Source organism: Shewanella sp. 5S214 (assembly GCF_041439795.1).
Lineage (GTDB): Bacteria > Pseudomonadota > Gammaproteobacteria > Enterobacterales > Shewanellaceae > Shewanella > Shewanella vesiculosa.
Window position 1 is genome coordinate 99,063 of the sequence record NZ_JBGOOV010000001.1, and the last position, 22,419, is coordinate 121,481.

Sequence of the window (22,419 nt, forward strand, 5' to 3'; positions counted from 1 at the left end):
GAGCACTACCTTGACATGGTAGGGGTCGGTGGTTCGAGTCCACTCGGGTGTACCACTCTTCTCAAAGAGTCTAAAGATTGAAAATCATATAATACACCCGTAGCTCAGCTGGTTAGAGCACTACCTTGACATGGTAGGGGTCGGTGGTTCGAGTCCACTCGGGTGTACCATTTCTTGCTTTATCTCCTCGTTTTAAAAGCCTTTTTCAAGTCAGTCATATTATTAGAATTAACCTACCCTTTACCAATTTGATTAATCTTGTGACAATTTGTATTTTTTGATGTGCAGATTTATAGGGTTTCCTTGCATTATAAATTGGTAATTAGCAGTATGTAGATATAAAAAAGGCACAAATCACTAACGAGCTAAATATGTTTGTACAAGGTGTTTTGAAAACAACCTTTAATACTACCCTCATCTCCCCCAGCTTTGATTCTTAGGCCGTTAGTTAATCCTGTTCAGCCAAAAAACAGTCAAATTATTTGTCTTGTATGCTAATGGACATTCAATAACGTTGATAATCATCAGTCTATACACTTAGAACCCCGATTGTTGACTAAGATGATTTATCTACAGTCAAAAATCGGTCTAAGCAAGCATGAGCGACTACAAGTAAACTCATCTATTAAATTCTCCAGCGTTCAATCTTTAAACTGGATAATAAGATTATATTGGTCGCTTAACCTGATAAGCAGCTCTTTACTCATGGATACAGATTTAATGCTTTGTTGCTCACTATGCTTTGCCATATCACTAATGGCGACAACGCTTCGACTTATTTGTTCAGATACGACCGATTGCTCTTCTATTGCTGTTGAAATTTGTGTATTTAAACCAGCTATTGCCGAAACTACATTGGTTATATTTTCGAAGGAATCACCAGTTGCATTAGCTAAAGCAACACATTTTTCCGATTGTTCATTACTTGAATTCATTGCTTTAATGGCTAGAACTGACTCCCCCCTTAACTCACCTAAAAGTTGACCAATCTCATTGGTTGATTGTTGAGAACGCATTGCTAGGGCCCTAACTTCATCGGCTACAACCGCAAATCCTCTTCCTTGTTCTCCCGCTCTTGCCGCTTCAATAGCCGCATTTAGTGCTAGTAAATTAGTCTGATCTGCAATACTGCTAATTTCACTAAGAACAGCTTCAATTGATTTAGTACCTTTAACTAAACGATCTATTGAATGGTCTACATTACTAAGTTGCTTTGATAACTCCTCAATAGCGGCAACCGTTTGAGTAACAATTTCTTGCCCTTTATTACTGCTATTTAAACCTTGCTGGGAAGATTGCGCAGCTCTACTTACAATACGAGCGACTTCTTGTATTGTTAAAGACATTTGATTAACCGCTGTCGCAACTTGATTGGTTTCACTCGTTTGTCTATTTAAGATGTTTTTAACGTCTTCGCCGCAATAAGAGGAGTCCTGCGCCAAGGCTGTCACTTTTTCTGAATCGTCAGATACTCGACCAACTACCGCACTCAATTCTGCTTTACGCATTTTTAAAGCTAATTCTATGATGCCGGTTGCATCGTTATTACCTGAATATATGAAGCTCATTAGAGGATTATCAAACACAGCTTTTGCCGTTTTAACCACGCGAGAATATTTAGTCCTCCATGAGGAAAAAATAATTATTCCACAGAGTGATACAGCTAAATTTGGTAAAGTAAACCACAATGAACTGTTTGCAAAAAATAAGGAACTTAAGGATAGCGCCATAAGAATGATGAATATAATTTGCACCCATAATGTTGAGTCTTTACTGAAGCTAATTTGCTTAAAGGGTTTACCCGCTGCAATTTTTCCGTATACAGAATCTGCTCTACGTTTTACATCACTGTCTAAATAAGTACGCACAGATTGATATTCAAACGTTTTACCCGTTTTGTCCTTTATTGGTGTTACAAAAGCATTTACCCAGTAGTAATCACCATTTTCACATTTATTTTTAACGGGTCCCATCCAGGAATTTCCAGCTTGAATATAGCTCCACATGTCTTTGAATGCCGCCTTCGGCATATCGGGGTGCCTGACCATGTTATGTGGCTTACCCATCATTTCATCTAAAGAAAACCCAGAGATATCACAAAAACTTTTGTTGGCGTACTTTATGTAACTGTTCAAATCTGTTGTAGAAAGGAGAATTTCGCTAGGCGAAAAAGTTTGTTCTTTACTCATGTAAGTTACTCATTAGTTAGTTTGTGTGAAATGTTTACTGTGGCAATGCTTTCAGGCGTCTTTTAAAAGCAGTGAAATAATATTTTCAGATGTGAGTGGCTTACTAAAGTAGTAACCTTGACCATAATCACAGTTAATATTGAGGAGATGTTTGATTTGTTCCTCGAGTTCAATTCCTTCAGCCGTTACCATTAGATTTAAAGAACTCCCCAGCGATACAATGGTATTAACCAAAACCACTTTGATTTCATTGAAGTTGTTATTATTGATCCCGCTAACGAAAGACTTGTCGACTTTTATGGATGTAATAGGATAATTAGCTAAATACTGTAGTGATGAATAACACGTGCCAAAGTCATCTAACGCTATACCAACGCCTATTTTCCTTAAATTCGCTAATGCTTGATCTAACATTAGTGAGGGCTCAATGAGTGTTTGCTCAGTAAGCTCTATCTCTAAACAACGTCCATCTAATTGATACGTTTCTAAAAGTTTTTCAATGGAACGTGAGAATGTCGGATCTTTCATCTGGTAAGGAGATATGTTTACTGCAACATGAAGCTCTTTTCCTGTTAAATCCTGCCAGTGCTTGATTGCTTCAAGGGAAGTTTTTAACACAAAATCGCCGACCTTATTTATAAGGTTTTTTTTCTCGAGAATAGGAATGTAATCTTCTGGAACTAAATGACTGAAGCGAAAATTGTTCCATCGCAGCAATGCTTCAAAACCAATTATATTTTGAGATTTGATTTCGAATTTTGGTTGATAAACAAGGTAAAATTCATTATTTTCATAAGCTTGCTGCAAAGCTATTTCTAATGCGTAGTATTCAGCTGTCTGAATAAACATCGCATCCTCAAAATACGAATAAGAGCTTTTACCCAAACTTTTTTTCGCATCATACATAGCGAGATCGGCATTGCGAATTAATTGATCACAATTACGCCCACAGTCTGGATAAATGCTTATGCCAATACTCGCGCCAATTTGTACACTTTTTCCGTCGATAGGCTCAATGCATTCAATTGCGAGTAATATTTTTTCAACTATATTGGTCAGTGACTCACTATGAATAATGTCAGGTATAATAACCAGGTACTCATCGCCACCAAGTCGACCAATTGTATCTTCGACTCGTAATAAGTCTCTAAGTACATTTGCAATACAAATAAGTAACTTATCGCCGAATTCATGACCGTGGAGGTCATTGGCCTTTTTGAAATGATCTAAGTCGATAAACAACACACCAAATTTATTATTACTTAGATTTGCCCGACTAATAGCTTGGTCCAGTCTATCGTTTATTAGTTTCCTATTTGGTAAGTTGGTCAGTAAATCATAATTAGCTTGATGTATTAACTTCGCTTCATTTTGTTTCTTCTCTGATATATCCCGAATAACGGTAATAGCCACTTTGCGATTATTCAGCTCTGCTAGATTCAAACTTATCTCAACTGGAAATTCTTTTTCCTGCTTATTTAGTGCATATAATGTCTTTCCGAGCCCCATCATTCTCGCGCTCGAATGGTTGAAAAAAAGTGCTATTTTCTCGTGATGATTAACAAACCTTTTCGGCATGAGTGTCGCAATGTTTAATTTTACAAATTCACTTTTTGAGTAACCAAAAAGGTCTTCTGCACTCTTATTCACTTGAGAGATAACTCCGTCTCTATCGGAAATTATCATTGCATCAGGAGATGATTCTAAAAGCTTGTTTGACCATGCAAGTTGGCTCGATACTGCTTGTTTTTCATTTGTTATATACCTCTGAAATGTATAAAAAACTATTAACAAACATGATGCCAGTAAGACTAAAATGAGTAATTCAATACGTAAATATTCTAATGAACCGTTATAAGACGTTTGTGTAATATTGTTAGCTTTACTTTCAGCCGTATTTGTCAGAAATTCTAACTGCTTATTAATTTTTTTTATGTTTTGCGTATTTTGTTGTAGCTGGTTAAGTAATAAACTCTTTTCTTCATTAAGTCTAATTCTAGCAATAATTTGTTCTCTGACAGAGAGCCAATCTAAGTAAACCCGTTTAACCGTATCGACCCTACTTTTATCTCCAACAAATTCTTTACCCAGTAGATCAAATGCTCGATTAACTTGATTATCATAATGGTCATTTTGACTAGCTATATTTTCCAGTCCGTGCTTGTTAGGAATGTATATTAAATCAACTAGTGACAGTTGACTTAAAAGCGTATGTTTCCTTATGTCACTAACTGCTTGTGCGACGCGACTATAATTATTGAATGACTTATTTAAGGTGATTACACTCTTTGTGTACAATAAAAATATAGAAAACGTACAAGCAAGTGCTAAGATCAAAAAAACGACTATATATTTCATATTTCTTTTTTTTGCTAAGACACATTCAGAGCTTTTTTCACTTTTAATTTTATAAGCCATTGAAATAACCTCATTAAATTTAATGTTTACAATCAGTACATTGAAAAACTGATCGAAGACTTTAAAAATAAGCTCAATCTTTGCTGCTGTTTTATATTATTTACAGCCACCTACAACTGTTAAAAAATATCATTCACCAGTATAACTTTGCCGCGCAATTATTTAGCTATGAGATAATATTCTTTATTACTAGCTGCCTTTATTGCTGTAGAACTTATTTTAAGCGGCTAGGCCTGGCGAAAAGTCTTACTCTTAACTTAAAGATACGTCGTCACTTCGCACATGATATTTGCATATGTAAACAACCATATAACTGATCATTTCATCATTGCCTGCCGGTTCATACCGTAGATCACCATAACGTTGTAACAACTGATTCATATCCATTCTGCTCCTTTTTGAAAACGCGGAAAGACCCAATTTTCAATGGCTTGATGAACTAATTTAGTGACTAAACTTATAAAGGAAACACACAACCCCTTATCATTGGCATTGCATTTTTTTAGAGTAGTTATGTTAGTAACTTAACTATAACAATACACTCAAAAAAACATCCAAACTATTATTTTTAAGGGATAAAATTCATATTGCGATTTTTGTATGATTACTAACATTATGGTTTGTAGGGTTTGTGTAGCTCAAACTGTTATAATTGCGTAATTTGTATGCCACAGTAACTTTATTTGCTGTAGATTATTGGCATATTATATTCATTCAATTAGAAAATATTAGTTTCTAGTGCGTTGTATCCAAAATGAAGTACGTTGAGTGTAATAGTATTGATGTCTATATTGATAATTTAAATGGACTGGACGTAGAAGCAACGCAGGTTGGTAGTGGACGTTTTTTTAGCACAAATAGAAATGTTAAGCTCCCGCTGATTGAAATCAACCATTGGCGTATTAATACCAGCATCTTATATCATGGAGCTTTAGCACAGGATAAAATTTATCTCTCTTTCCCCATAGAAAGGGAATCACAAATAATAGATGGCAAGGTTTTCGGTAGCGACTCTATTTTAGCCGTTTTACCCGACGAAGATCTATTGGTTCTTCATCCTAAACTTGTTGAAACAATGGATTTTTTAATCCCTTTGGCAGTATTGCAAGATTACTATAAATACCAAAACCTTACTGATACCTTACCATCATTAAAAAACCTGAGAAATAAAACTACATTTTCAAATATTGAGAATTTAAAAATAAAACAGCTTATTAATTATACGTTAAGTGTTATTGACCAAGTAAGCCAATGGAATTATCTGGCCGCACTAGACGCTCAGGATACGATTTTAGTAAACATATTAGAAATTTTGGGTGAATCTGGTGATAAAAAGGTAATTTGTAGTTCAAAACATAGAGTCGTTGTTGTTAAACGGGCGTTAGCTGCTATCCATAAAGAACCTAAATCCAATTTAACTATCGTAGAATTATCTAATATCTGCTTTTGTAGTATAAGAACTTTAGAATATTCTTTTAAGTCAATCCTTGGATGTTCACCCAAGGCTTATCTTATAAAAAGAAGACTAAACCTTATTAAGCATGAAATAAAATTCAGTCCAGAAAAAAGTATTAGTAGAATCGCTATCGATTTTGGGGTAGTTAATGCAGGACGATTTTCCAATGACTATTTTATGTATTTTGGCGAGTACCCTTCGGATACACGGAATAAATAATATCAACTGCCATAGGCTCATTTTATGGCAGTGCAGACTTTGCCAATAATGATATAAGTTAGGCCCTGTATGCAGTGGCACACTAATTATGTGCCACTTAACTAGAGATGAGTATGTTCTTTACTTTATGATCAGCTGCTATTGTGAAAAGCTATCACCCGAGAGCAAAGTCAGTATGATTAAGATGGTAATGTACTGACCTTTTACTTTTGACCAACGTGGATCGTACGCTTACCAAAGCTTTCACCATTAAGTAGACCTATGAATGCATTTGGGGCATTTTCTAACCCTGTGATAATCTCTTCTCGACATTTAATCTTGCCGCTTTTAACCCAAGCAGTCATCTCTGTCGCGAAATCAGGATACAGATGGCCAAAATCATCAAAAATAATGAAACCCTGCAGTTTTATTTTCTTGCGCAGGATCTGCCCCATCAGCCAGTTCATCCTGTCTGGCCCCTCTGGCAAATTGGTAGCATTGTATTGCGATACCAGCCCGCAAAGTGGGATTCGTGCGTTCGGATTCAATAGCGGAATAACAGCATCAAGGACCTTACCACCGACACTTTCAAAATAGACATCAATGCCCTTTGAGCTCACCTTAGCAAGTTGGACGGCAAAGTCAGCAGCCTTATGGTCGATGCAGGCGTCAAAGCCCAACTCGTCTACTGCATAAGCACATTTTTCCGCACCGCCCGCAATTCCAACCACATGGCAGCCAAGTAGCTTGCCAATTTGACCAACAGTAGCGCCGACAGGACCGGTCGCAGCTGCCACAACAATGGTTTCGCCTGCTTTTGGTGCACCAATCTGCTTCAGGCCAGCCCAAGCAGTAAACCCAGGCATGCCTAAAATACCGAGCGCCCATGAAAGATGCGACGAAGACTTACCGAGGTTAGTAAGCCCAACGCCATCAGACACTGCATAGTCCTGCCAACCATTGTAACTAAGCACAAAGTCGCCTGGAGCAAAGCCATCGATATTGGAATCAACAACTTGAGACACTGTGCCGCCTATCATCACCTCGCCTATTTCGACTGGGTCGGCATAAGATGGTGCATCGCTCATCCGCCCCCGCATATAGGGATCAAGCGAAAGGAACTCAGTCCGCAGTAGCATTTGTTGGTCGCCAGCAACAGGGATGGCTGTCAATCAAAGTTAACGTGTCTTCCGTAGGCTCGCCTGAAGGACGTTGGCTAAGAACCCATTGTCGATTCGTTGTGTTTGTCTGTGTCATGTTCTATCTCCTTTAAAGTGACGCTTCGAGAATCCGGCGCACATCAGTTGGGGTGATGTCTTTATGTTCGCCAAGGGCCGTCATGCCATGTTCCTGCAAGGCACTAACGATAAGTTCAATTTCTGGGGCGGCAATATCGTAGTCGCTTAAGTGAGTCTTAATGCCTAGTTGCTCAAAGAATGCACGCGTAGCATCTATCGCAGCGTCAATTCGTACGGCATCAGAACCTTCGTTGATCCCCCAAACATTACGAGCATATTGCAGTAGTTTTTCGTGCTTGTGGCCGCGCTGATCATTCAATAATGACGGCAATATAACTGCAAGTGTACGGGCGTGGTCGGTATCATTGAGCGCGGTAATCTCATGTCCGATCATGTGAGAAGCCCAATCTTGTGGCACTCCGGCACCGATTAATCCATTCAAGGCCAGCGTGGCCGTCAACATCAAACTTGCGCGGATGTCATAATCTTCTGGTGTCTCTAGCGCTTTAGGGCCAAGCTCAATAATGGTGCGCAGTAGAGACTCGGCAAAACCATCCTGTACGTGTGCGCCGCTGGGGTAAGTCAGATACTGCTCGACGATATGAACAAAGGCATCTACTGCACCATTGGCAATCTGACGAGCAGGCAGCGTATAGGTAAGCTCAGGATCGAGAACAGAAAAAATTGGGTAGCAATGTGGACTTCTAAAAGGAAGCTTGGCGACCTTCTCTGGGTTAGTGATCACTCCACCATTATTCATCTCTGATCCTGTTGCAGGCAGTGTTAGCACAGTACCGAACGGCATAGCCTCGGTCACTTTTGTACTGCCAGCAGTAAGGATTTCCCAAGGGTCACCGGCATAAAGCGCCGCCATGGCAATGAATTTAGTCGCATCAATAACAGATCCGCCACCCACGGCAAGCAAAAAGGTGATGTCGTTATCAGCGATTGCTTTAACGGCATTAAGGGTAGTGGCATAACGAGGATTTGGCTCTATACCGCCGAACTCGACTAATGTGCGATCAGCTAGTGCTGTTCGTACTTGTGTTAACACGCCGGTCCGTTCTGCGCTACCGCCGCCATAGATAATCAATACTTTTGCATCTGCTGGAACATGATCGTTCAGGTCTGCGATGCGGCCTTTGCCAAAGAGGATTTTTGTGGGGTTATGAAAGTCAAAGTTTTTCATATTAGGATTCCTTCTGATTATATGTGAAGGCGTACGCTTATGCTGACATACGTCGATTTTCTGTGTCTAGTATTCGAATATCGGTAAACCTGATGACAAATATACTGGAAGGGTTTGCGCTCCCAGCCATTACAAAAAGACTTAGCAACAACATCGTAAATAGCGCTATTTTGCCAATAATGGTAATAGCCTAGATGGAATAAAATGCGTTGATCATATTCACTTGCTTGATATCTACATTGTTATTCTTTACTAAATGGTCAACTATAATTGAATGAGTAAATTACCTAAAGTAACCACTTAGATATGTCAATGCGATATTTAAATATAAAACTCGTCATTACCTATGATTTAAGACATTTATATTTATAGATAATATTTAAATATATTTTCAGTATGACACTAACCATATTAAAGCAAGGTTATAAAAATCACTGTTAGTGCTGTGTCTTAAATAAACCAAATTATATTTTACTGTTTAGTTACACTAACATACCAATGTTAGCCTTTCCAATTAGGCCAATAAATCTTAATAATTGTAAACAGTTCAGACTAAAAGGATGTAATTGAGTACATTCAGTTAACAATACTGTCGATTGGGATTAAGTTTTGTTTAAGTATGAAAGTGATTATAGGTACTAACAATAATCAGCGTATGTTATTAGCCACATAAGATTAACTTAATAATAACTCTTAAATAGATAAATAGATAAATAGATAAATAGATAAATAAGCATCTTTGTTTTTGAATAAATCCTAACGCGCGTGAAAATCAACAGTTTCAATACTGCTTATTTCATCATCCATACAGAAATGTGGGCAGCCCAACACGCGGCCATGTTTCTCGATAGCCTCGACCTGTGTTTATTGTATATCGTAAAAGTAGGCTTTAAGTCATTCTAAAGGTGGTCTAGTTACCGAACAAAGGTGTTGATTTTCGGCTTTTTTTCCTCCGATCCGTCGCGGATTGCCTCAGTAGCATATTGTGATTTAGATTTGAAAAAATAGTATTAACAGCCCTTCTTCACGCCGACTCGCTCACATATAGCATCAATAGTGAGAGTGCCATAGCTGCTCTGCCACATTAAATCTAATATTGCTTGTAGCAAGCGTTCTTTGCCATCACTTTTGCGGCCCATTTCCAGTACCTATCAATACGTTGACATTATTGAAATTGACTATTATCTATTCGTCTCGATACGCTAATTGGGCCAACTATTTAACCTAATCTTTAGAGACCGAAAACAATATAGCAGCTCCTATTATACCGGCAATTAATGAACCGAAAAGGATACCCAGTTTTGCTTGTTCAATTAAAGCGGGTTGTCCCTCAAATGCTAATACTGATATAAATAATGACATTGTAAAGCCTACACCCGCCAAAAAACCGATACCAATGATATGAGAAAATGTCACACCATCAGGCAATCTTACCGCACCTACTTTTAATCCCAACCAGGCAAAAAAGCTAATACCAATCCCCTTTCCTAAAACCAATGCGAGTATTATCGCCAGTGTGACCACAGTATCGTTAAATTCAGGAATGACCGTAGGTAACATTACGCCTGCATTTAAAAAAGCGAACAAAGGTAGAATAATCAAACTGACAGGTTTATCTAGTGTATATCCCCAGCGTAATATTGGCGCTGTCGTTTGCTTGGCAATATCTTCTGCCTTTACAGCCAGTGCGTGTTGTTGTTCATTTTCAAGGATAGGAGTATCTTCACTGTCTACGTCCTTAAAATCATGGATGACATTTTGCATTTTACGGCGAAACCAGATTTTGTTGGTATAAGGACGTGTCGGCACCATCATTGCGGCTAACAGACCTGCGGTGGTTGCATGTACGCCTGATTGAAGAATAAACCACCAAAGAAAAAAACCGCCCACTAAATAAAAGACAGGTTTCCTGATACCAAGAAGGTTTATAAAAAACAGGACTAATAGCGTGAGCCCCGCCCATAGAAGTGACTGAATAATAATTTGGTCGGTATAAAATAAACCTATAACAGCTACTGCTCCCATGTCATCTACAATGGCTAAACCAGTAAGAATAATGTAAGCCGCTCGAGGGGCTTTAGCGCCTAACAGTGTGAGAATACCTATCGCAAAAGCCGTGTCTGTGGCCATAGGCACACCCCAGCCTTGATAAGCGTTGGACGACTCACTAATCCAAATAATACTAGAGTAAATTAGTGCCGGAAGCACCATGCCCCCCAGTGCCATAACAATAACTAATCCAGCATCTTTTAAATCGCTTAGCGCTCCGACCAAGCATTCATATTTAATTTCTAGCCCTAAAATGAAAAAGAACAACACCATTAAACCGTCATTGATCCAGTAATGTAATGAATGACTTATAGCCCAATCGCCAAGAGAAATAGTTAGCTCAAGTGTACTTAAGGCTTCATAACTGTGTTGCAATCCTAAATTAACCATAAGAATGGCTGCTATTGCTGAAACAAGTAATACGATTCCAGCTACGATCTGACTATTGATAAATGACTCAACAGGCAATGAGAACTTAAGAAAACCACGCTCTAATGGAGCATGATCACGATTTTCTTCCTTTATTTCGTAACTCATAACTTGTCTCCGCAACGTTACTGTGTGCTTTTCAACCACATAATGTGGCCAGATCCCTTTAAAATCAAAAGAGTAAACTGGTAATAATACGATACCATCTTTTTATCAACACGGCTTTGTATGCCGCTATTAGCGTTAAAACTCGATCCGAATTAACACTATGCTTTGCAAATCAGCGCTCAAGCCACAGTTAAGGACAAGTCGTAACCTGTTTAACAGGCTTAGATGCCCTCGACAACGATTCGGTATATTTACCATCACTTTGATTGCAACATGCACGTTAATATTGTTAGTGTGAGTGAACAGCTAGACATCAATATCAAACATTTAATGGAGTGCAACTAATGGGATCGCATAATACTGATCAACATAAGCACAGTATCGCTACTTTTGCAGCCTTAAAAACAGCTATCGCAAATGATGAAGAGCATTTGGTAAAAGATTTATTAGCAAATGAACCGATGCAAGAGCTTGAGAAAAGCTATCTAATTGATTTAGCAAATATAAACAATAATCAAACTATCTTAACATTACTGAAAGATATCCCTGAAATATAGCTACAAGGTGAAATATAGCCTGTTAGTACTCGCTCTATTTAGATAACCATTTTCACTAAAGAGAATCGCCGCATATGGCGGCGCAACACTTATCTAAGCCATCGCTAAATATCATTTTTCACAGGCTTACAATTCACTTTCCTCTTCTCTTTTCTCGATAGTCGCGCTTAATTTTTGGTACACGCCAAGCGAAACAATCAAAATCGCTGATACTATGATAAGTAACGCCGGATAGAGTAAAAGGCTAAGGTCTTTCGTTCCTGCTTTGAATATAAACACCAGTCCTTCAATACTGACGGCGATGGTAATAATGACAATAATTTTTGTAATTGTTCTTCTTGCCTCTTTGGGATCTCGCAGCTCTTTATCCTTAAACACTTCTTCTTCCATCATGTACTGTGCAACATCGATAATCGCTGCAGCTATGATAATAGCGGCGACAGATTGAAGCATTAATGGAATAAATCCAGAGTCATACTCTATGCCAGAAATGACCTCGTAAATAGACCACAGCATAATTATCAAAGATAAGATGATAAGAGTGACAGCTGCGAACAGATGAACTCCAGCAAAAATCTTATTGAACAGTTTTTTCATATTTTTGACCTGTAATTATTTATCGACCAAGGTGGCTCATTGCGCTATTAATGTGCACGCATAAATGAGGTTATGTTCTTCATCAAATACCATGCTGATGACATTTACCTATTATTGAATAGCACTCACTTATCGGCACAAGCTTGATCTAGATAAGGTCACTATAGATTGAGAACAGATGGCAAAACATCATATGAACTCAAGTGAACACTAAGTTGACTGTAAATAACCAGAAAACATGGATAGACCCAATGGAGCTTGAGAGGTAACTTAGTATTGCTTGCCTACCCTGTTAATCGTTCAAGGGTAACACACTCGAGTTTATGAAGGGGTTACAGTAATAAAATGCAGTCACTTATCAAGGATTAGGATCTGCATTATGTTGTTTAAGACTCTGTTTTCTGCCAATTAAAATGGTCGTAAGGGCAATTGTTGTTTATCGCAAGTTAGCCTAATTCGACCGCACCAAGGAAGCCACTTGCACTATTTTATTGGCTGGTAATAGTAAGCTTCCACTGCTAATTGTTAATTGTAACTAAGCTATTTAGGTCGTCCAATGGAGAAGCTGTCATTAATGACTGGCGTGATTTATAGCTGTTTTGGCGACCAAGATTAATAGCCCATTTCACAATCTGTAACGTATTAATCATTGGTCACCTTAATAGAGGATAGATATGATATAAATATCTTTAGTGCAACATGATTACTTAAACCTTGAACTCGCTGACTTAAATGCTGCACTGAGCGAATCCCAGGCGCTATCAATGCCGATTTTTACGTCTTCCCAAGCATCATCACTGGCTTGTTTAAGCTCATTAAGTTTTTTATTGGCAGATTGTTTCATCGACTCAAGTTCCTCTATTCTTTGATAGTATTCCAACTGCTCATCAGCAGCTTTACCATCGGCTTTTGCTTTCAGTCTATCAATTTGCGCACTCCACTCATCGAGTTGCGCCTGCAATTTTTTTTCGTATGCTTGTTTCTTACTCATAATGATTGTCCTTTTTAATGACGTGGTTAAAACAGCTTTAACGACTGAAGTTTTTGCTTAATTTAAATACTTGGCTTCAGAATATTGGATTTTTATCCTGAAAATATACGTTAACATGCATGGCAACATAATGCTCATTTATGCCTCATTTGCCCTTGTATGATGCCACAGGGCGATCAAACATTATTTAATGGATCTATTTGTCATCCTTGAACGTAAAAACTAGCTCTTTCGAATTATCTCAAAGCAGTAATATGATCATTTTCTACGATGGCAATTGCCCACTATGCAGCATAGAAATGCAGCAACTAAAACATGCTGATATTCATCAAAAAATCATCCTTGAAGATCTTAATGCGCTTGATTTTAGTCTTCGATACCCAAGTATTGATGTCAATCAGGCAATGACGTATTTACAAGCACAAACACTATCGGGTGAGATGATTTACGGCCTTGATGTGACTTGTCAGGCGTGGGAGATTGTTGGAAAACATCGCTGGTTAAAACTTATCCGCTTACCCATCATTCGCTTATTTGCCGACCTTGGATATCGCTTTTTTGCAAAGTATAGGCATTCTATTAGCAAATTTTTAATGCCCAATTCAAGCTGTTCTAACGGCCAGTGTCATAGGAAACTAAAATCTGACAAACGATAAACACAAACGTGTTGCATGTTGCCAACAGCGCACACTCAGAAAAATTGATATCTAAAAAGTTAATCAGCCCATTAAGATTAATAGGGTTACACTATTTTACTGTTAAGGACTTCAAATGCATTTTACCCAAGAGCGCATAGACGCGCTTGATAAACACACCCGTACCCATTTGATTAATTCACTCTCTGGTTTTAAAAGCGCTAATTTAATTGGCACTCAAGACTCACAAGGCTTGACTAACTTATCTATTGTCAGCTCGGTGATACACCTAGGCGCAAATCCGCCGCTGGTGGGGATGATAGTGCGCCCACATACAGTACCTCGTCATACATTTGAAAATATTTTACAAACGGGTTGCTATACAATTAACCAAGTTAATCAATCAATTTATAAGCAGGCTCATCAAACATCAGCCCGTTATGATAAAGACGAGTCGGAGTTTGCGGTAACGGGACTAACACCTGAATACTTAAATAATTTTACCGCGCCATTTGTAAAAGAAAGTCGTTTAAAATATTCGGTAAAATTTATTGAGCATCAACATTTAGCCGTTAATGGTACTGAGCTGGTGATTGGTGAAATTATCGATGTGTATGTTGATGAAGCAGCACTTCAAAGTGATGGCTTTTTAGACTTGCAAGCAATAGACACAGTGGCGATTACAGGATTAGATAGTTACCACACTAGCAATAAACTTATGCGTTTACCCTATGCTAAAAAGTGATTCAGCTATGTATTCCGCCAAGGTAAAATAGCCTTTAGTCAGCAATAAACAATATGCTAATCAAACCGTAAATCGTAGATTAAAAGCAATGTAAACAGCATATTGGCTAACATGCTGCTTACATTATTCAATCATTGCATGGCATAAAAAATCCCATTCAAATCGGTAACGATTCAAATCGGTAACGATTTAAATGGGATCCATTAAATAAACCGGTACATTTTTACTGAGCTAAAAATTGTTGGTTAACCGCTTCCGCCATTAATTTAGGTGGGATCAAGCCTTGGCTCAACACAAAATTATTAAACGCTAAACGATCGAACTTGTCGCCTAGGGCTATTTCAACTCCGGCGCGGATCTCCAATAATCGTGATAAGCCATAAAAATAACTGCCAGCCTGGCCAGGCATTCTCATAGTGTATCGATCAACTTCTTGTTTTACAGCCGCTTCTGAAAACACCACATCGTTGCGTAACAATGAATATGCGTTTTCTTTTGTTGTCAGACCTAAGTTCAACATAGGGTCTAACATAGCGCGAGCATTACGCAATAACCTATGTTGCAGGGCAATAAGCTGTGCTTCAATAGGCAGATACGGCAACATTTCCGCTTCGGCATACAATGCCCATCCTTCTACGTTAACGCTGTTAAAAGCATAATATACACGTGCCAGTGAAACGCCCTGCTCCAACATGACCGCAAATTGTAATTCATGCCCAGGTCTGCCTTCATGGGCACTTAATGTATAAGCAACCGCATTAAAATTAAAGTCATCGTAGGCAGCATCACCCGTTAATGCAGGGTTACCGGTTGTCAGAACAAATTGGCCTTGCTCACCAGTATTGCCAATGAACGGTGGCGGCAACATATGAGGCGCAGGACTACCTGCCGCTTCGGCATCACTTGCAAGTCGCATGATCATATCGCGTTTAGGTAAATCAACCACATGATGTTTACTGATCAAGGCCTCAAGTTTTTTATTGGTTTCACGATAATAATTTTCAATTTTATCCTTGGTTAATGATTCTTTTTTAAGTGCTTTAATCACATCGCGATAATCACTTGATGGCATATCAAATTTTTGTGCAACCAAGGGCGCTAATGCCTGCATATTCGCTTTGGTTATCATGTAACTTGCTTTAGCGCGTTCAATTAACAACTCAGGGTCGATATCGATGCCAACGGTTTTAAGCTTTAAGGCATAAATTTCTTCGGGTAATCTAAAGTCATCACGTGTGTTTGGGATAACCGTTTTTTCAGCCCATTGGCGATAATCTTCAATTTGCTGCTTTAATAGCAACATATTCTCATCGGCTTTTATGAATTCATTTTGTTCAAATAACTGCTGTAAACCTTGTAATAAAGTGTCAGTTCTCGCTAGGGCTTGGTTAACTTCTTCTTTTGTCGGCCCAATTAACTTTTTGTTGGCTAACGCCGCTTCAAATAAGGTTTTGGCTTGCTCCGTTAAGGCTGCTTGCCCTGTTTTGCCGACATAACACGCAAGACGGGTATTAACCGCTTGTTTGCGTGTATCTGACATTTGATCATCTAATAATGCCGACACACCTCTGAATATAATCAGGGGGACATCAACCCAAGGCAGCATGTATTTATCGTCTAAATTACCCGCGGCAATGGTCTGATCAATATTGTCGATAATAATGTTAAGGTCTTGACGAACTGGCAATGATTTTTCAGTTTTCACCGCTTGTAGCAAGGTTTTCTTACTGGTTTCAAGCGTCTCTATATATTTATCTTGCTGTGCCTTAGTGATATTACTACACAGACTATCAGCTTCAGTAATCCCTATTGAACTGGCCATTTCTGGCTGAAATTGACTGGTTATCTGTATTTGTTTGTTTGTGTATTGATTACTGACATCAACCCAAGAGCTGGCTGATGACGTCAATGGAAATAAAGCGAGCAGTGGAATCACTGAAGTAAATATTTTACCTGACATCTGTTTAATCCCTTGTTATTTTTATTCTGAAGTTAACCATTATAGCCGAATTAAACCACGACGCGACATGCCATCAGTTAAGTTATCACCTTAAGCAGTATTAGATTATAAGTGTTAATTATCAATATATTACGTTGTATTTATGGTATCAACATCTTCGGTATTATTGTCTGGTTACAAATAAAAACACCGCAACCTATAAGGTTGCGGTGTTTAAGCAGAACGTTATCGGCGTATACAGTTTACTTAAAAAGCAAAATCATCGCTGCTCAGTGCCATCATTGAGTCAACGCCATTTTGAATACATGCTGCATGGCCTTTTGCTCTTGGTAACATACGTTGCATATAAAACTGAGCGGTTTTTATTTTAGCTTCATAGAACGCTGTTTCACTTGTATCTGTAGCCAGTTTATCTTGAGCGACTTTTGCCATTTTTGCCCAGAAAAACGCTAAGGTTACATAGCCGGCATACATGAGGTAATCAACTGAAGCACCACCAATTTCATCAGGATTTTTCGTCGCTTTAGCACCGATCAATACAGTAAGTTCATGCCACTCTTTTGCGTAAATCATAATGGGTTTAATAAACTCTGCCATCGCAGGGTTGTCCATGTTCTGTTGACAGAATGCGGTCACATCTTGAGAAAAAGGTTTTAACACTTCGCCTTGGCTGCCAATAATTTTACGTGCCAGTAAATCTAAGGCTTGAATACCGGTTGTGCCTTCATATATACAACTGATTTTGGTATCACGCATTAACTGTTCCATGCCCCACTCTTTGATAAAGCCATGGCCACCGAACACCTGAACGCCAAGGCTGGTACATTCAAAACCAAGTTCAGTGAGAAAGGCTTTTGCAATTGGGGTTAATAATGCCAATTTTGTCTCAGCATCCGCTTTAATTGCCTCATCTTTTTCAGCATGGCCGATATCCACTAACTGAGCCAAATATGAAATTAATGCACGGCCACCTTCGGCAATAGACTTTTGAGTTAACAACATTCTACGTACATCTGGATGAACAATAATCGGATCCGCAGGGCCATTAGGGTTTTTAACCCCGCTAATAGAACGCATCTGTAATCGATCTTTGGCGTAAGCTAGCGCACCTTGGAAAGAAGCCTCTGCTGCGGCAACACCTTCACTCGCCACACCGATACGGGCTGCATTCATGAAGGTAAACATGCATTTAAGGCCGCGATTAGGTTCGCCAATTAAATGGCCTGTAGCGCCATCAAAGTTAATCACACAAGTCGCGTTACCATTAATACCCATTTTGTGCTCTATTGAGCCACAATTCACCCCATTTCTATCTGAAATGGTGCCGTCAATATTGACATTAAATTTAGGCACAATGAATAAAGATATGCCTTTATTGCCTTCTGGGGCGCCAGGAATACGAGCAATAACAATATGCACTATGTTGTCTGACAGATCGTGTTCACCCGCCGAAATAAAGATTTTAGTGCCCGTTAACGAATAGCTGCCGTCATCTTGACGCTCAGCCTTGGTGCGCAACATTCCTAAATCTGTGCCACAGTGCGGCTCAGTTAAGCACATGGTGCCTGTCCACTTACCTTCAACAAGTTTGGGCATAAACTGTTGCTTTTGTGATTCAGTGCCGTGGGCTTCAATGGTGGCTAATGCACCATGACTGAGTCCTGGGTACATGGCAAAACTATGATTCGCACTGGAAAATAGCTCAGCGATACTAATATTTAGCGAATGTGGTAAACCTTGACCACCAAATTCTTCAGACTGAGATAATGTTGGCCAACCGCCTTCTACATACTGGGCATACGCCTCTTTAAAGCCATCAGGAGTGGTTACCGCGCCATCTTTCCATGTACAACCCTGCTGATCGCCAATTTGATTTAATGGCGCAACAACCTCTTCTGTTAGTTTTGCAGCTTCATTGATAATGGCATCAACCATATCAATAGTCGCATCTTGATAGCCTAAATGCTCATAGTGGCCTTCACAGCCGAGCAATTCTTGCATCACAAACTTAACATCACGAATGGGGGCTTTGTATTCAGGCATTGTTGCTCTCCAACTATTATCTATAAGTGTTAGGGGCTGTTGATCTTTTGTGGCTAAATTTTATTTAACACAGACGGCTAATGGTTTATTTCAGCATGTAGAACAAATGTTAGACAGAAAGTATCTAAATAAGTAATACCTTATGAAAACCTGATTTATATAAAAATAAACCCTATCGATTAGCCACTCCCAGATACCGGTGTGAAGAGTCGCTTATCTAGATAGATGAAGGCATCTAACAAGCTCCGCCTTAACTATCATTGCCGGTAACGTCTGCAAAATTTATCTAAAAAAACAACAACCTCTGCGATTAAGTGATTATTTAGATGATTTTCCATATAAATAACCCGTCATATTACTGATGCTAAAGTAACAAGGTGTATTATCCAAATGCATATTAATTATAGGTACACATTCACCTTGCTAATAGTGCCTCTAGCTTAACAAGCCAATGGCACAATATTGCGCATTAATCTTGATCAATTGCCCGATAGTTTACTTGTCTACTGTGCCCTTTATGGCGCGACTTGCACATATATAGCAGCTTTATTAGCCTATAACAGTGCACTATTCATTATGCGAATAGTTCATCATTAAAATAATCGATTGGTTTAATTTTAATACAGCATCTAGCATCGTTTGGAGCTAAATTAGCATAGTCGCAGGGTTTTATTTGAGCAAAGAGTGGCAAGACTGGGATCAATCTTAATGTTCTTCCCTGTGGTTATTGAATCATACTGTTCTACGCAAATGAACGTTGAGATTATCAATAACAATGCTTAATCGTGGTGCAATACCATTTTCCCTCAATGAATCAACAAGCTTGTGCCTGGATTAAAATATACATTTTAAAACAATTCAAAATCCAACTAATAAGAGTATCAAACATGTCTATAGAATCGATATTACAACAACGAACTTCAGTAAGAGCCTTTGTTGACCAACCAGTGGCAGATGACACATTACAGAAAATTTTCGCCAGTGCGCAACTCTCCCCGTCCAATTGTAATGTACAACCATGGCAAGCTTGTGTGGTATCTGGGGCAACTAAAGATAAACTGAAACAACGATTGATAGAAACTTTGATGAGCGGCGCATCACCAAACCCTGATTTCAATTGGTTACCGCAATATCAAGGCATTCATCGTGAGCGTCAATTTGGTTCAGCTAATGCGTTATACAGCGCAATTGGGGTCGCACGCGAAGACAAAAAAGCCCGTCAAATGGCCATGTTACGTAATTGGCAATTTTTTGATGCACCACATGCGGTGTTTTTTACCATGGATAAATACTTAGACATTATGGGTGCTGTCGACTTAGGTATTTATGCACAAACGTTATCGCTTGTGATGGCAGAACATGGCGTATCAAATTGCATGCAAGGTGCGCTAGGACAATTTCCTGATCCTGTTAGAGAAATACTTAACCTGCCAGATGAACGCGGAATTTTGTTTGGCATGTCTTTTGGTTATGCCGATGATAGCGCTGCGGTAAATAACACCAGAACAGACCGTGAGTTGCTTGAGAATTCAGTCACCTTCTTCCAATAATGCATCACCTGTACCGTTTAACTAGGCCTCAATAGGCTTTAATTTGTGCCGAGATTGAATATGAAGCTAATGCATCAGTATATTGCAGTGGATAAGGTCAATATACATTATGTTGAAACTGGCCACATGTCAGAAACAAAACCCTTATCGACCATGGTATTTTTACATGGTTTTCCTGAATATTGGGGCTCATGGCAAAAACAGTTAGACTATTTTTCAACTCACTATCATGTTATTGCGCCTGACTTACCCGGATATAATCTAAGTGATAAACCCAGTGATTTGGACTTTTATACTGTCCCCAATTTAATCGCGTTTATCGCTCAGTTTATTGCAGCCATAAGCCCTACAGAGCCTGTCATTTTGGTTGCTCATGATTGGGGCGGCGCTATAGCCTGGCCATTAGCCGCTTTTTATCCTCACTTAATAAGCAAACTGATTATTCTTAATGCCGCTCATCCGAGTACCTTTACCCGAGAGATGATCAATAACCCTATTCAACGACAAAAGAGTGCTTATATTCATCAGTTGATTAGTCCATCAGCTGAAACACTATTAATCGAGGATGATTATCGCTATTTAACTAAAAAAATAATGGTTAGCTCACAAGAGGCAATTTTTACTGAACAGGTGCTCGCACGTTACAAAAAAGTGTGGGGTCAATACGGAGCCATTAATGGCATGCTGCAATACTATCGAGCTATGCCACAATTAGCACCCAACGTAGCACCCAACGACACAGATGATGGCATTGAAAAAGCATTAGCTGATGAGACGTCAATTAACACAGGGCAAATCAAAAAGACGGCTGACATAAGGATCCCCAATATTCGAATTAATCAGCCAACGTTAGTGCTTTGGGGGGAACAAGATTTAGCGTTCGTTAACGAAACCCTCAATGACATTGAGCGCTATGTTGCAGATTGCACAATTAAACGTTTTGCAAATACCAGTCACTGGCTGCAACATGAAAGACCCGCTGAAGTGAATCGCGCCATTCATGCATTCGTCAATCAACCAAGTTTACCTATGAGTCACTTACATGACTGAAGACTCAAAATAGCGAGTATTAAGCCATCGTTATTATTCAATATGGATAACGAATGAGTCACATGCCGTAATCTAGACACTAATGCTGCGGGCAAAGTAGAAAATATCATTTATGCCAACGCCTTAGGCAATAGCCATGCTATTTACTGGCAGGTTTTTAGTTGCTATGTTGGGCATAACATATTGATAGCAAGGCTAGGTATAAACAAACAACAATTAAAGGCCTTAGGGGCAAATATACCGATTACCCCTTGCCTAGCCCATTAAACTAAATTATTGTTTAATAAACAATTAGCAACCATATTTCAGGTGAAAAATGCAATTAATTAACGTCACAATTGAAGACAATGTCCATATCATCAGTTTGAACAATGGCAAGGTAAATGCAATCTCACCAGAGGTGATAGCACAGATTCATGCCGCCCTAGACGATGCTGAACAGCAAGCTGCTGTGGTGGTGATAACTGGCCAAGCAGGAATATTCTCAGGCGGCTATGACTTAAAAACAATGAAGCAAAGTTCAGATTCTGCCATTGCCCTTGTGACTGCGGGCTCCGGCTTGGCATACAGAATGTTGGCGTTCCCTACTCCGATCATCGGCGTGTGTACTGGTCATGCAATCGCCAAAGGGGCATTTTTATTACTCAGTTGTGATTATCGAATTGGTTGTACCGGTGACTTTAAAATTGGCTTAAACGAAGTCGCTATTGGCATGACAATGCACCAAGCTGGAATTGAAATTGCCCGAAATCGCATTCCACAAAACTACCTCAGCCGTGCAGTGATCAATGCTGAGCTTTTTGCTCCTGAATCTGCTGTGCTTGCAGGATTTCTTGACCAAGTGGTGCAAGCAGACGTTCTCATGAGCACAGCAATGAGCGTTGCTAAACACATGCAGACGCTCAATATGAAAGCTCATCATGGTACTAAACTAAAAGAGCGCCAAACAATACTCGCGTCACTCAGTGATGCAATTGAGCTGGATAAGCAAATCACATTAAATCTATAAGGAAATAG

The 22,419-nt window shown here is 39.1% G+C and carries 16 protein-coding genes, 2 tRNA genes and 1 pseudogene (1 of these 19 cut by a window edge); 9 read left to right on the forward strand and 10 right to left on the reverse strand.

What is annotated here, in order from left to right; all coding sequences use genetic code 11:
- Together ACED29_RS00390 and ACED29_RS00395 are read left to right on the forward strand one after the other, a co-directional pair.
- A tRNA-Val gene (locus ACED29_RS00390) sits at positions 1 to 55 on the forward strand (it extends 122 nt beyond the left edge of the window).
- Positions 56 to 93: 38 nt separating this feature from the next.
- Positions 94 to 170 (forward strand) — tRNA-Val (locus tag ACED29_RS00395).
- A 471-nt stretch (positions 171 to 641) separates the two neighbouring features.
- Here the strand turns inward: ACED29_RS00395 and ACED29_RS00400 are convergent.
- Positions 642 to 2,189 carry a methyl-accepting chemotaxis protein gene (locus tag ACED29_RS00400; protein ID WP_371696642.1) on the reverse strand — a complete coding sequence of 516 codons (1,548 nt, stop codon included), beginning with the start codon at positions 2,187 to 2,189 and terminating at the stop codon, positions 642 to 644.
- A 51-nt stretch (positions 2,190 to 2,240) separates the two neighbouring features.
- Positions 2,241 to 4,607, reverse strand: a complete 2,367-nt coding sequence (locus tag ACED29_RS00405) for an EAL domain-containing protein (RefSeq protein WP_371696644.1) — start codon at positions 4,605 to 4,607, stop codon at positions 2,241 to 2,243.
- Between the two features lie 754 nt (positions 4,608 to 5,361).
- On the opposite strand from ACED29_RS00405, the gene ACED29_RS00410 reads away from it, so the two are divergent.
- Positions 5,362 to 6,282 carry a helix-turn-helix domain-containing protein gene (locus ACED29_RS00410; protein ID WP_371696645.1) on the forward strand — a complete coding sequence of 307 codons (921 nt, stop codon included), beginning with the start codon at positions 5,362 to 5,364 and terminating at the stop codon, positions 6,280 to 6,282.
- Positions 6,283 to 6,485: 203 nt separating this feature from the next.
- Here ACED29_RS00410 and ACED29_RS00415 read toward each other — a convergent pair.
- From ACED29_RS00415 to nhaA, 4 genes and pseudogenes are all read right to left on the reverse strand, one after another.
- Positions 6,486 to 7,518 (reverse strand): annotated as a pseudogene (locus ACED29_RS00415) (NADP-dependent oxidoreductase).
- A gap of 12 nt (positions 7,519 to 7,530) precedes the next feature.
- Positions 7,531 to 8,688, reverse strand: coding sequence for an iron-containing alcohol dehydrogenase (locus ACED29_RS00420; RefSeq protein WP_273058079.1), 1,158 nt, complete (start codon positions 8,686 to 8,688; stop codon positions 7,531 to 7,533).
- 1,010 nt (positions 8,689 to 9,698) lie between these two features.
- On the reverse strand, positions 9,699 to 9,827 hold the full coding sequence (locus ACED29_RS00425; RefSeq protein WP_371696647.1) for a TetR/AcrR family transcriptional regulator: 129 nt from the start codon (positions 9,825 to 9,827) through the stop codon (positions 9,699 to 9,701).
- Between the two features lie 85 nt (positions 9,828 to 9,912).
- Entirely contained in the window at positions 9,913 to 11,313 is a 1,401-nt protein-coding gene (nhaA, locus tag ACED29_RS00430) for a Na+/H+ antiporter NhaA (RefSeq protein ID WP_371696648.1), read from the reverse strand.
- Between the two features lie 305 nt (positions 11,314 to 11,618).
- On the opposite strand from nhaA, the gene ACED29_RS00435 reads away from it, so the two are divergent.
- The gene (locus ACED29_RS00435; RefSeq protein ID WP_371696650.1) at positions 11,619 to 11,831 is read left to right on the forward strand and encodes a hypothetical protein; all 213 of its coding nucleotides are present in this window, start codon (positions 11,619 to 11,621) and stop codon (positions 11,829 to 11,831) included.
- A 126-nt stretch (positions 11,832 to 11,957) separates the two neighbouring features.
- Here the strand turns inward: ACED29_RS00435 and ACED29_RS00440 are convergent, their stop codons facing one another.
- Together ACED29_RS00440 and ACED29_RS00445 are read right to left on the reverse strand one after the other, a co-directional pair.
- Positions 11,958 to 12,428, reverse strand: a complete 471-nt coding sequence (locus ACED29_RS00440; protein WP_371696651.1) for a hypothetical protein — start codon at positions 12,426 to 12,428, stop codon at positions 11,958 to 11,960.
- A gap of 703 nt (positions 12,429 to 13,131) precedes the next feature.
- Entirely contained in the window at positions 13,132 to 13,419 is a 288-nt protein-coding gene (locus ACED29_RS00445) for a coiled coil domain-containing protein (protein ID WP_182697343.1), read from the reverse strand.
- A gap of 254 nt (positions 13,420 to 13,673) precedes the next feature.
- Between ACED29_RS00445 and ACED29_RS00450 the strand changes: the two genes are divergently transcribed.
- Entirely contained in the window at positions 13,674 to 14,075 is a 402-nt protein-coding gene (locus ACED29_RS00450) for a thiol-disulfide oxidoreductase DCC family protein (RefSeq protein WP_182697342.1), read from the forward strand.
- Between the two features lie 115 nt (positions 14,076 to 14,190).
- Positions 14,191 to 14,799 (forward strand): flavin reductase family protein, encoded by a 609-nt coding sequence (locus tag ACED29_RS00455; RefSeq protein WP_182697341.1) that lies wholly within the window; start codon positions 14,191 to 14,193, stop codon positions 14,797 to 14,799.
- Between the two features lie 223 nt (positions 14,800 to 15,022).
- Here the strand turns inward: ACED29_RS00455 and ACED29_RS00460 are convergent, their stop codons facing one another.
- Together ACED29_RS00460 and ACED29_RS00465 are read right to left on the reverse strand one after the other, a co-directional pair.
- Positions 15,023 to 16,759, reverse strand: a complete 1,737-nt coding sequence (locus tag ACED29_RS00460; RefSeq protein WP_371696654.1) for a DUF885 domain-containing protein — start codon at positions 16,757 to 16,759, stop codon at positions 15,023 to 15,025.
- Positions 16,760 to 17,005: 246 nt separating this feature from the next.
- A complete protein-coding gene (locus ACED29_RS00465) occupies positions 17,006 to 18,802 on the reverse strand; it encodes an acyl-CoA dehydrogenase C-terminal domain-containing protein (RefSeq protein WP_371696656.1) in 1,797 nt (598 codons plus the stop codon).
- A gap of 887 nt (positions 18,803 to 19,689) precedes the next feature.
- Between ACED29_RS00465 and ACED29_RS00470 the strand changes: the two genes are divergently transcribed.
- From ACED29_RS00470 to ACED29_RS00480, 3 genes are all read left to right on the forward strand, one after another.
- Positions 19,690 to 20,352: a nitroreductase gene (locus ACED29_RS00470; RefSeq protein ID WP_124014844.1), complete on the forward strand. Its 663-nt coding sequence runs from the start codon at positions 19,690 to 19,692 to the stop codon at positions 20,350 to 20,352.
- 60 nt (positions 20,353 to 20,412) lie between these two features.
- Positions 20,413 to 21,402 (forward strand): alpha/beta fold hydrolase, encoded by a 990-nt coding sequence (locus ACED29_RS00475; protein WP_371696658.1) that lies wholly within the window; start codon positions 20,413 to 20,415, stop codon positions 21,400 to 21,402.
- Positions 21,403 to 21,718: 316 nt separating this feature from the next.
- Positions 21,719 to 22,411 carry a crotonase/enoyl-CoA hydratase family protein gene (locus tag ACED29_RS00480; protein ID WP_124014842.1) on the forward strand — a complete coding sequence of 231 codons (693 nt, stop codon included), beginning with the start codon at positions 21,719 to 21,721 and terminating at the stop codon, positions 22,409 to 22,411.
- Positions 22,412 to 22,419: the final 8 nt, after the last annotated feature.

Excerpts from the sequence above, each read along its gene's own strand:
- ACED29_RS00400 (WP_371696642.1), bottom strand. The coding sequence starts at position 2,189 with ATGAGTAAAGAACAAACTTTTTCGCCTAGCGAAATTCTCCTTTCTACA.
- ACED29_RS00405 (WP_371696644.1), bottom strand. The coding sequence starts at position 4,607 with ATGGCTTATAAAATTAAAAGTGAAAAAAGCTCTGAATGTGTCTTAGCA.
- ACED29_RS00410 (WP_371696645.1), top strand. The coding sequence starts at position 5,362 with ATGAAGTACGTTGAGTGTAATAGTATTGATGTCTATATTGATAATTTA.
- ACED29_RS00420 (WP_273058079.1), bottom strand. The coding sequence starts at position 8,688 with ATGAAAAACTTTGACTTTCATAACCCCACAAAAATCCTCTTTGGCAAA.
- ACED29_RS00425 (WP_371696647.1), bottom strand. The coding sequence starts at position 9,827 with ATGGGCCGCAAAAGTGATGGCAAAGAACGCTTGCTACAAGCAATATTA.
- ACED29_RS00435 (WP_371696650.1), top strand. The coding sequence starts at position 11,619 with ATGGGATCGCATAATACTGATCAACATAAGCACAGTATCGCTACTTTT.
- ACED29_RS00440 (WP_371696651.1), bottom strand. The coding sequence starts at position 12,428 with ATGAAAAAACTGTTCAATAAGATTTTTGCTGGAGTTCATCTGTTCGCA.
- ACED29_RS00445 (WP_182697343.1), bottom strand. The coding sequence starts at position 13,419 with ATGAGTAAGAAACAAGCATACGAAAAAAAATTGCAGGCGCAACTCGAT.
- ACED29_RS00450 (WP_182697342.1), top strand. The coding sequence starts at position 13,674 with ATGATCATTTTCTACGATGGCAATTGCCCACTATGCAGCATAGAAATG.
- ACED29_RS00455 (WP_182697341.1), top strand. The coding sequence starts at position 14,191 with ATGCATTTTACCCAAGAGCGCATAGACGCGCTTGATAAACACACCCGT.
- ACED29_RS00460 (WP_371696654.1), bottom strand. The coding sequence starts at position 16,759 with ATGTCAGGTAAAATATTTACTTCAGTGATTCCACTGCTCGCTTTATTT.
- ACED29_RS00465 (WP_371696656.1), bottom strand. The coding sequence starts at position 18,802 with ATGCCTGAATACAAAGCCCCCATTCGTGATGTTAAGTTTGTGATGCAA.
- ACED29_RS00470 (WP_124014844.1), top strand. The coding sequence starts at position 19,690 with ATGTCTATAGAATCGATATTACAACAACGAACTTCAGTAAGAGCCTTT.
- ACED29_RS00475 (WP_371696658.1), top strand. The coding sequence starts at position 20,413 with ATGAAGCTAATGCATCAGTATATTGCAGTGGATAAGGTCAATATACAT.
- ACED29_RS00480 (WP_124014842.1), top strand. The coding sequence starts at position 21,719 with ATGCAATTAATTAACGTCACAATTGAAGACAATGTCCATATCATCAGT.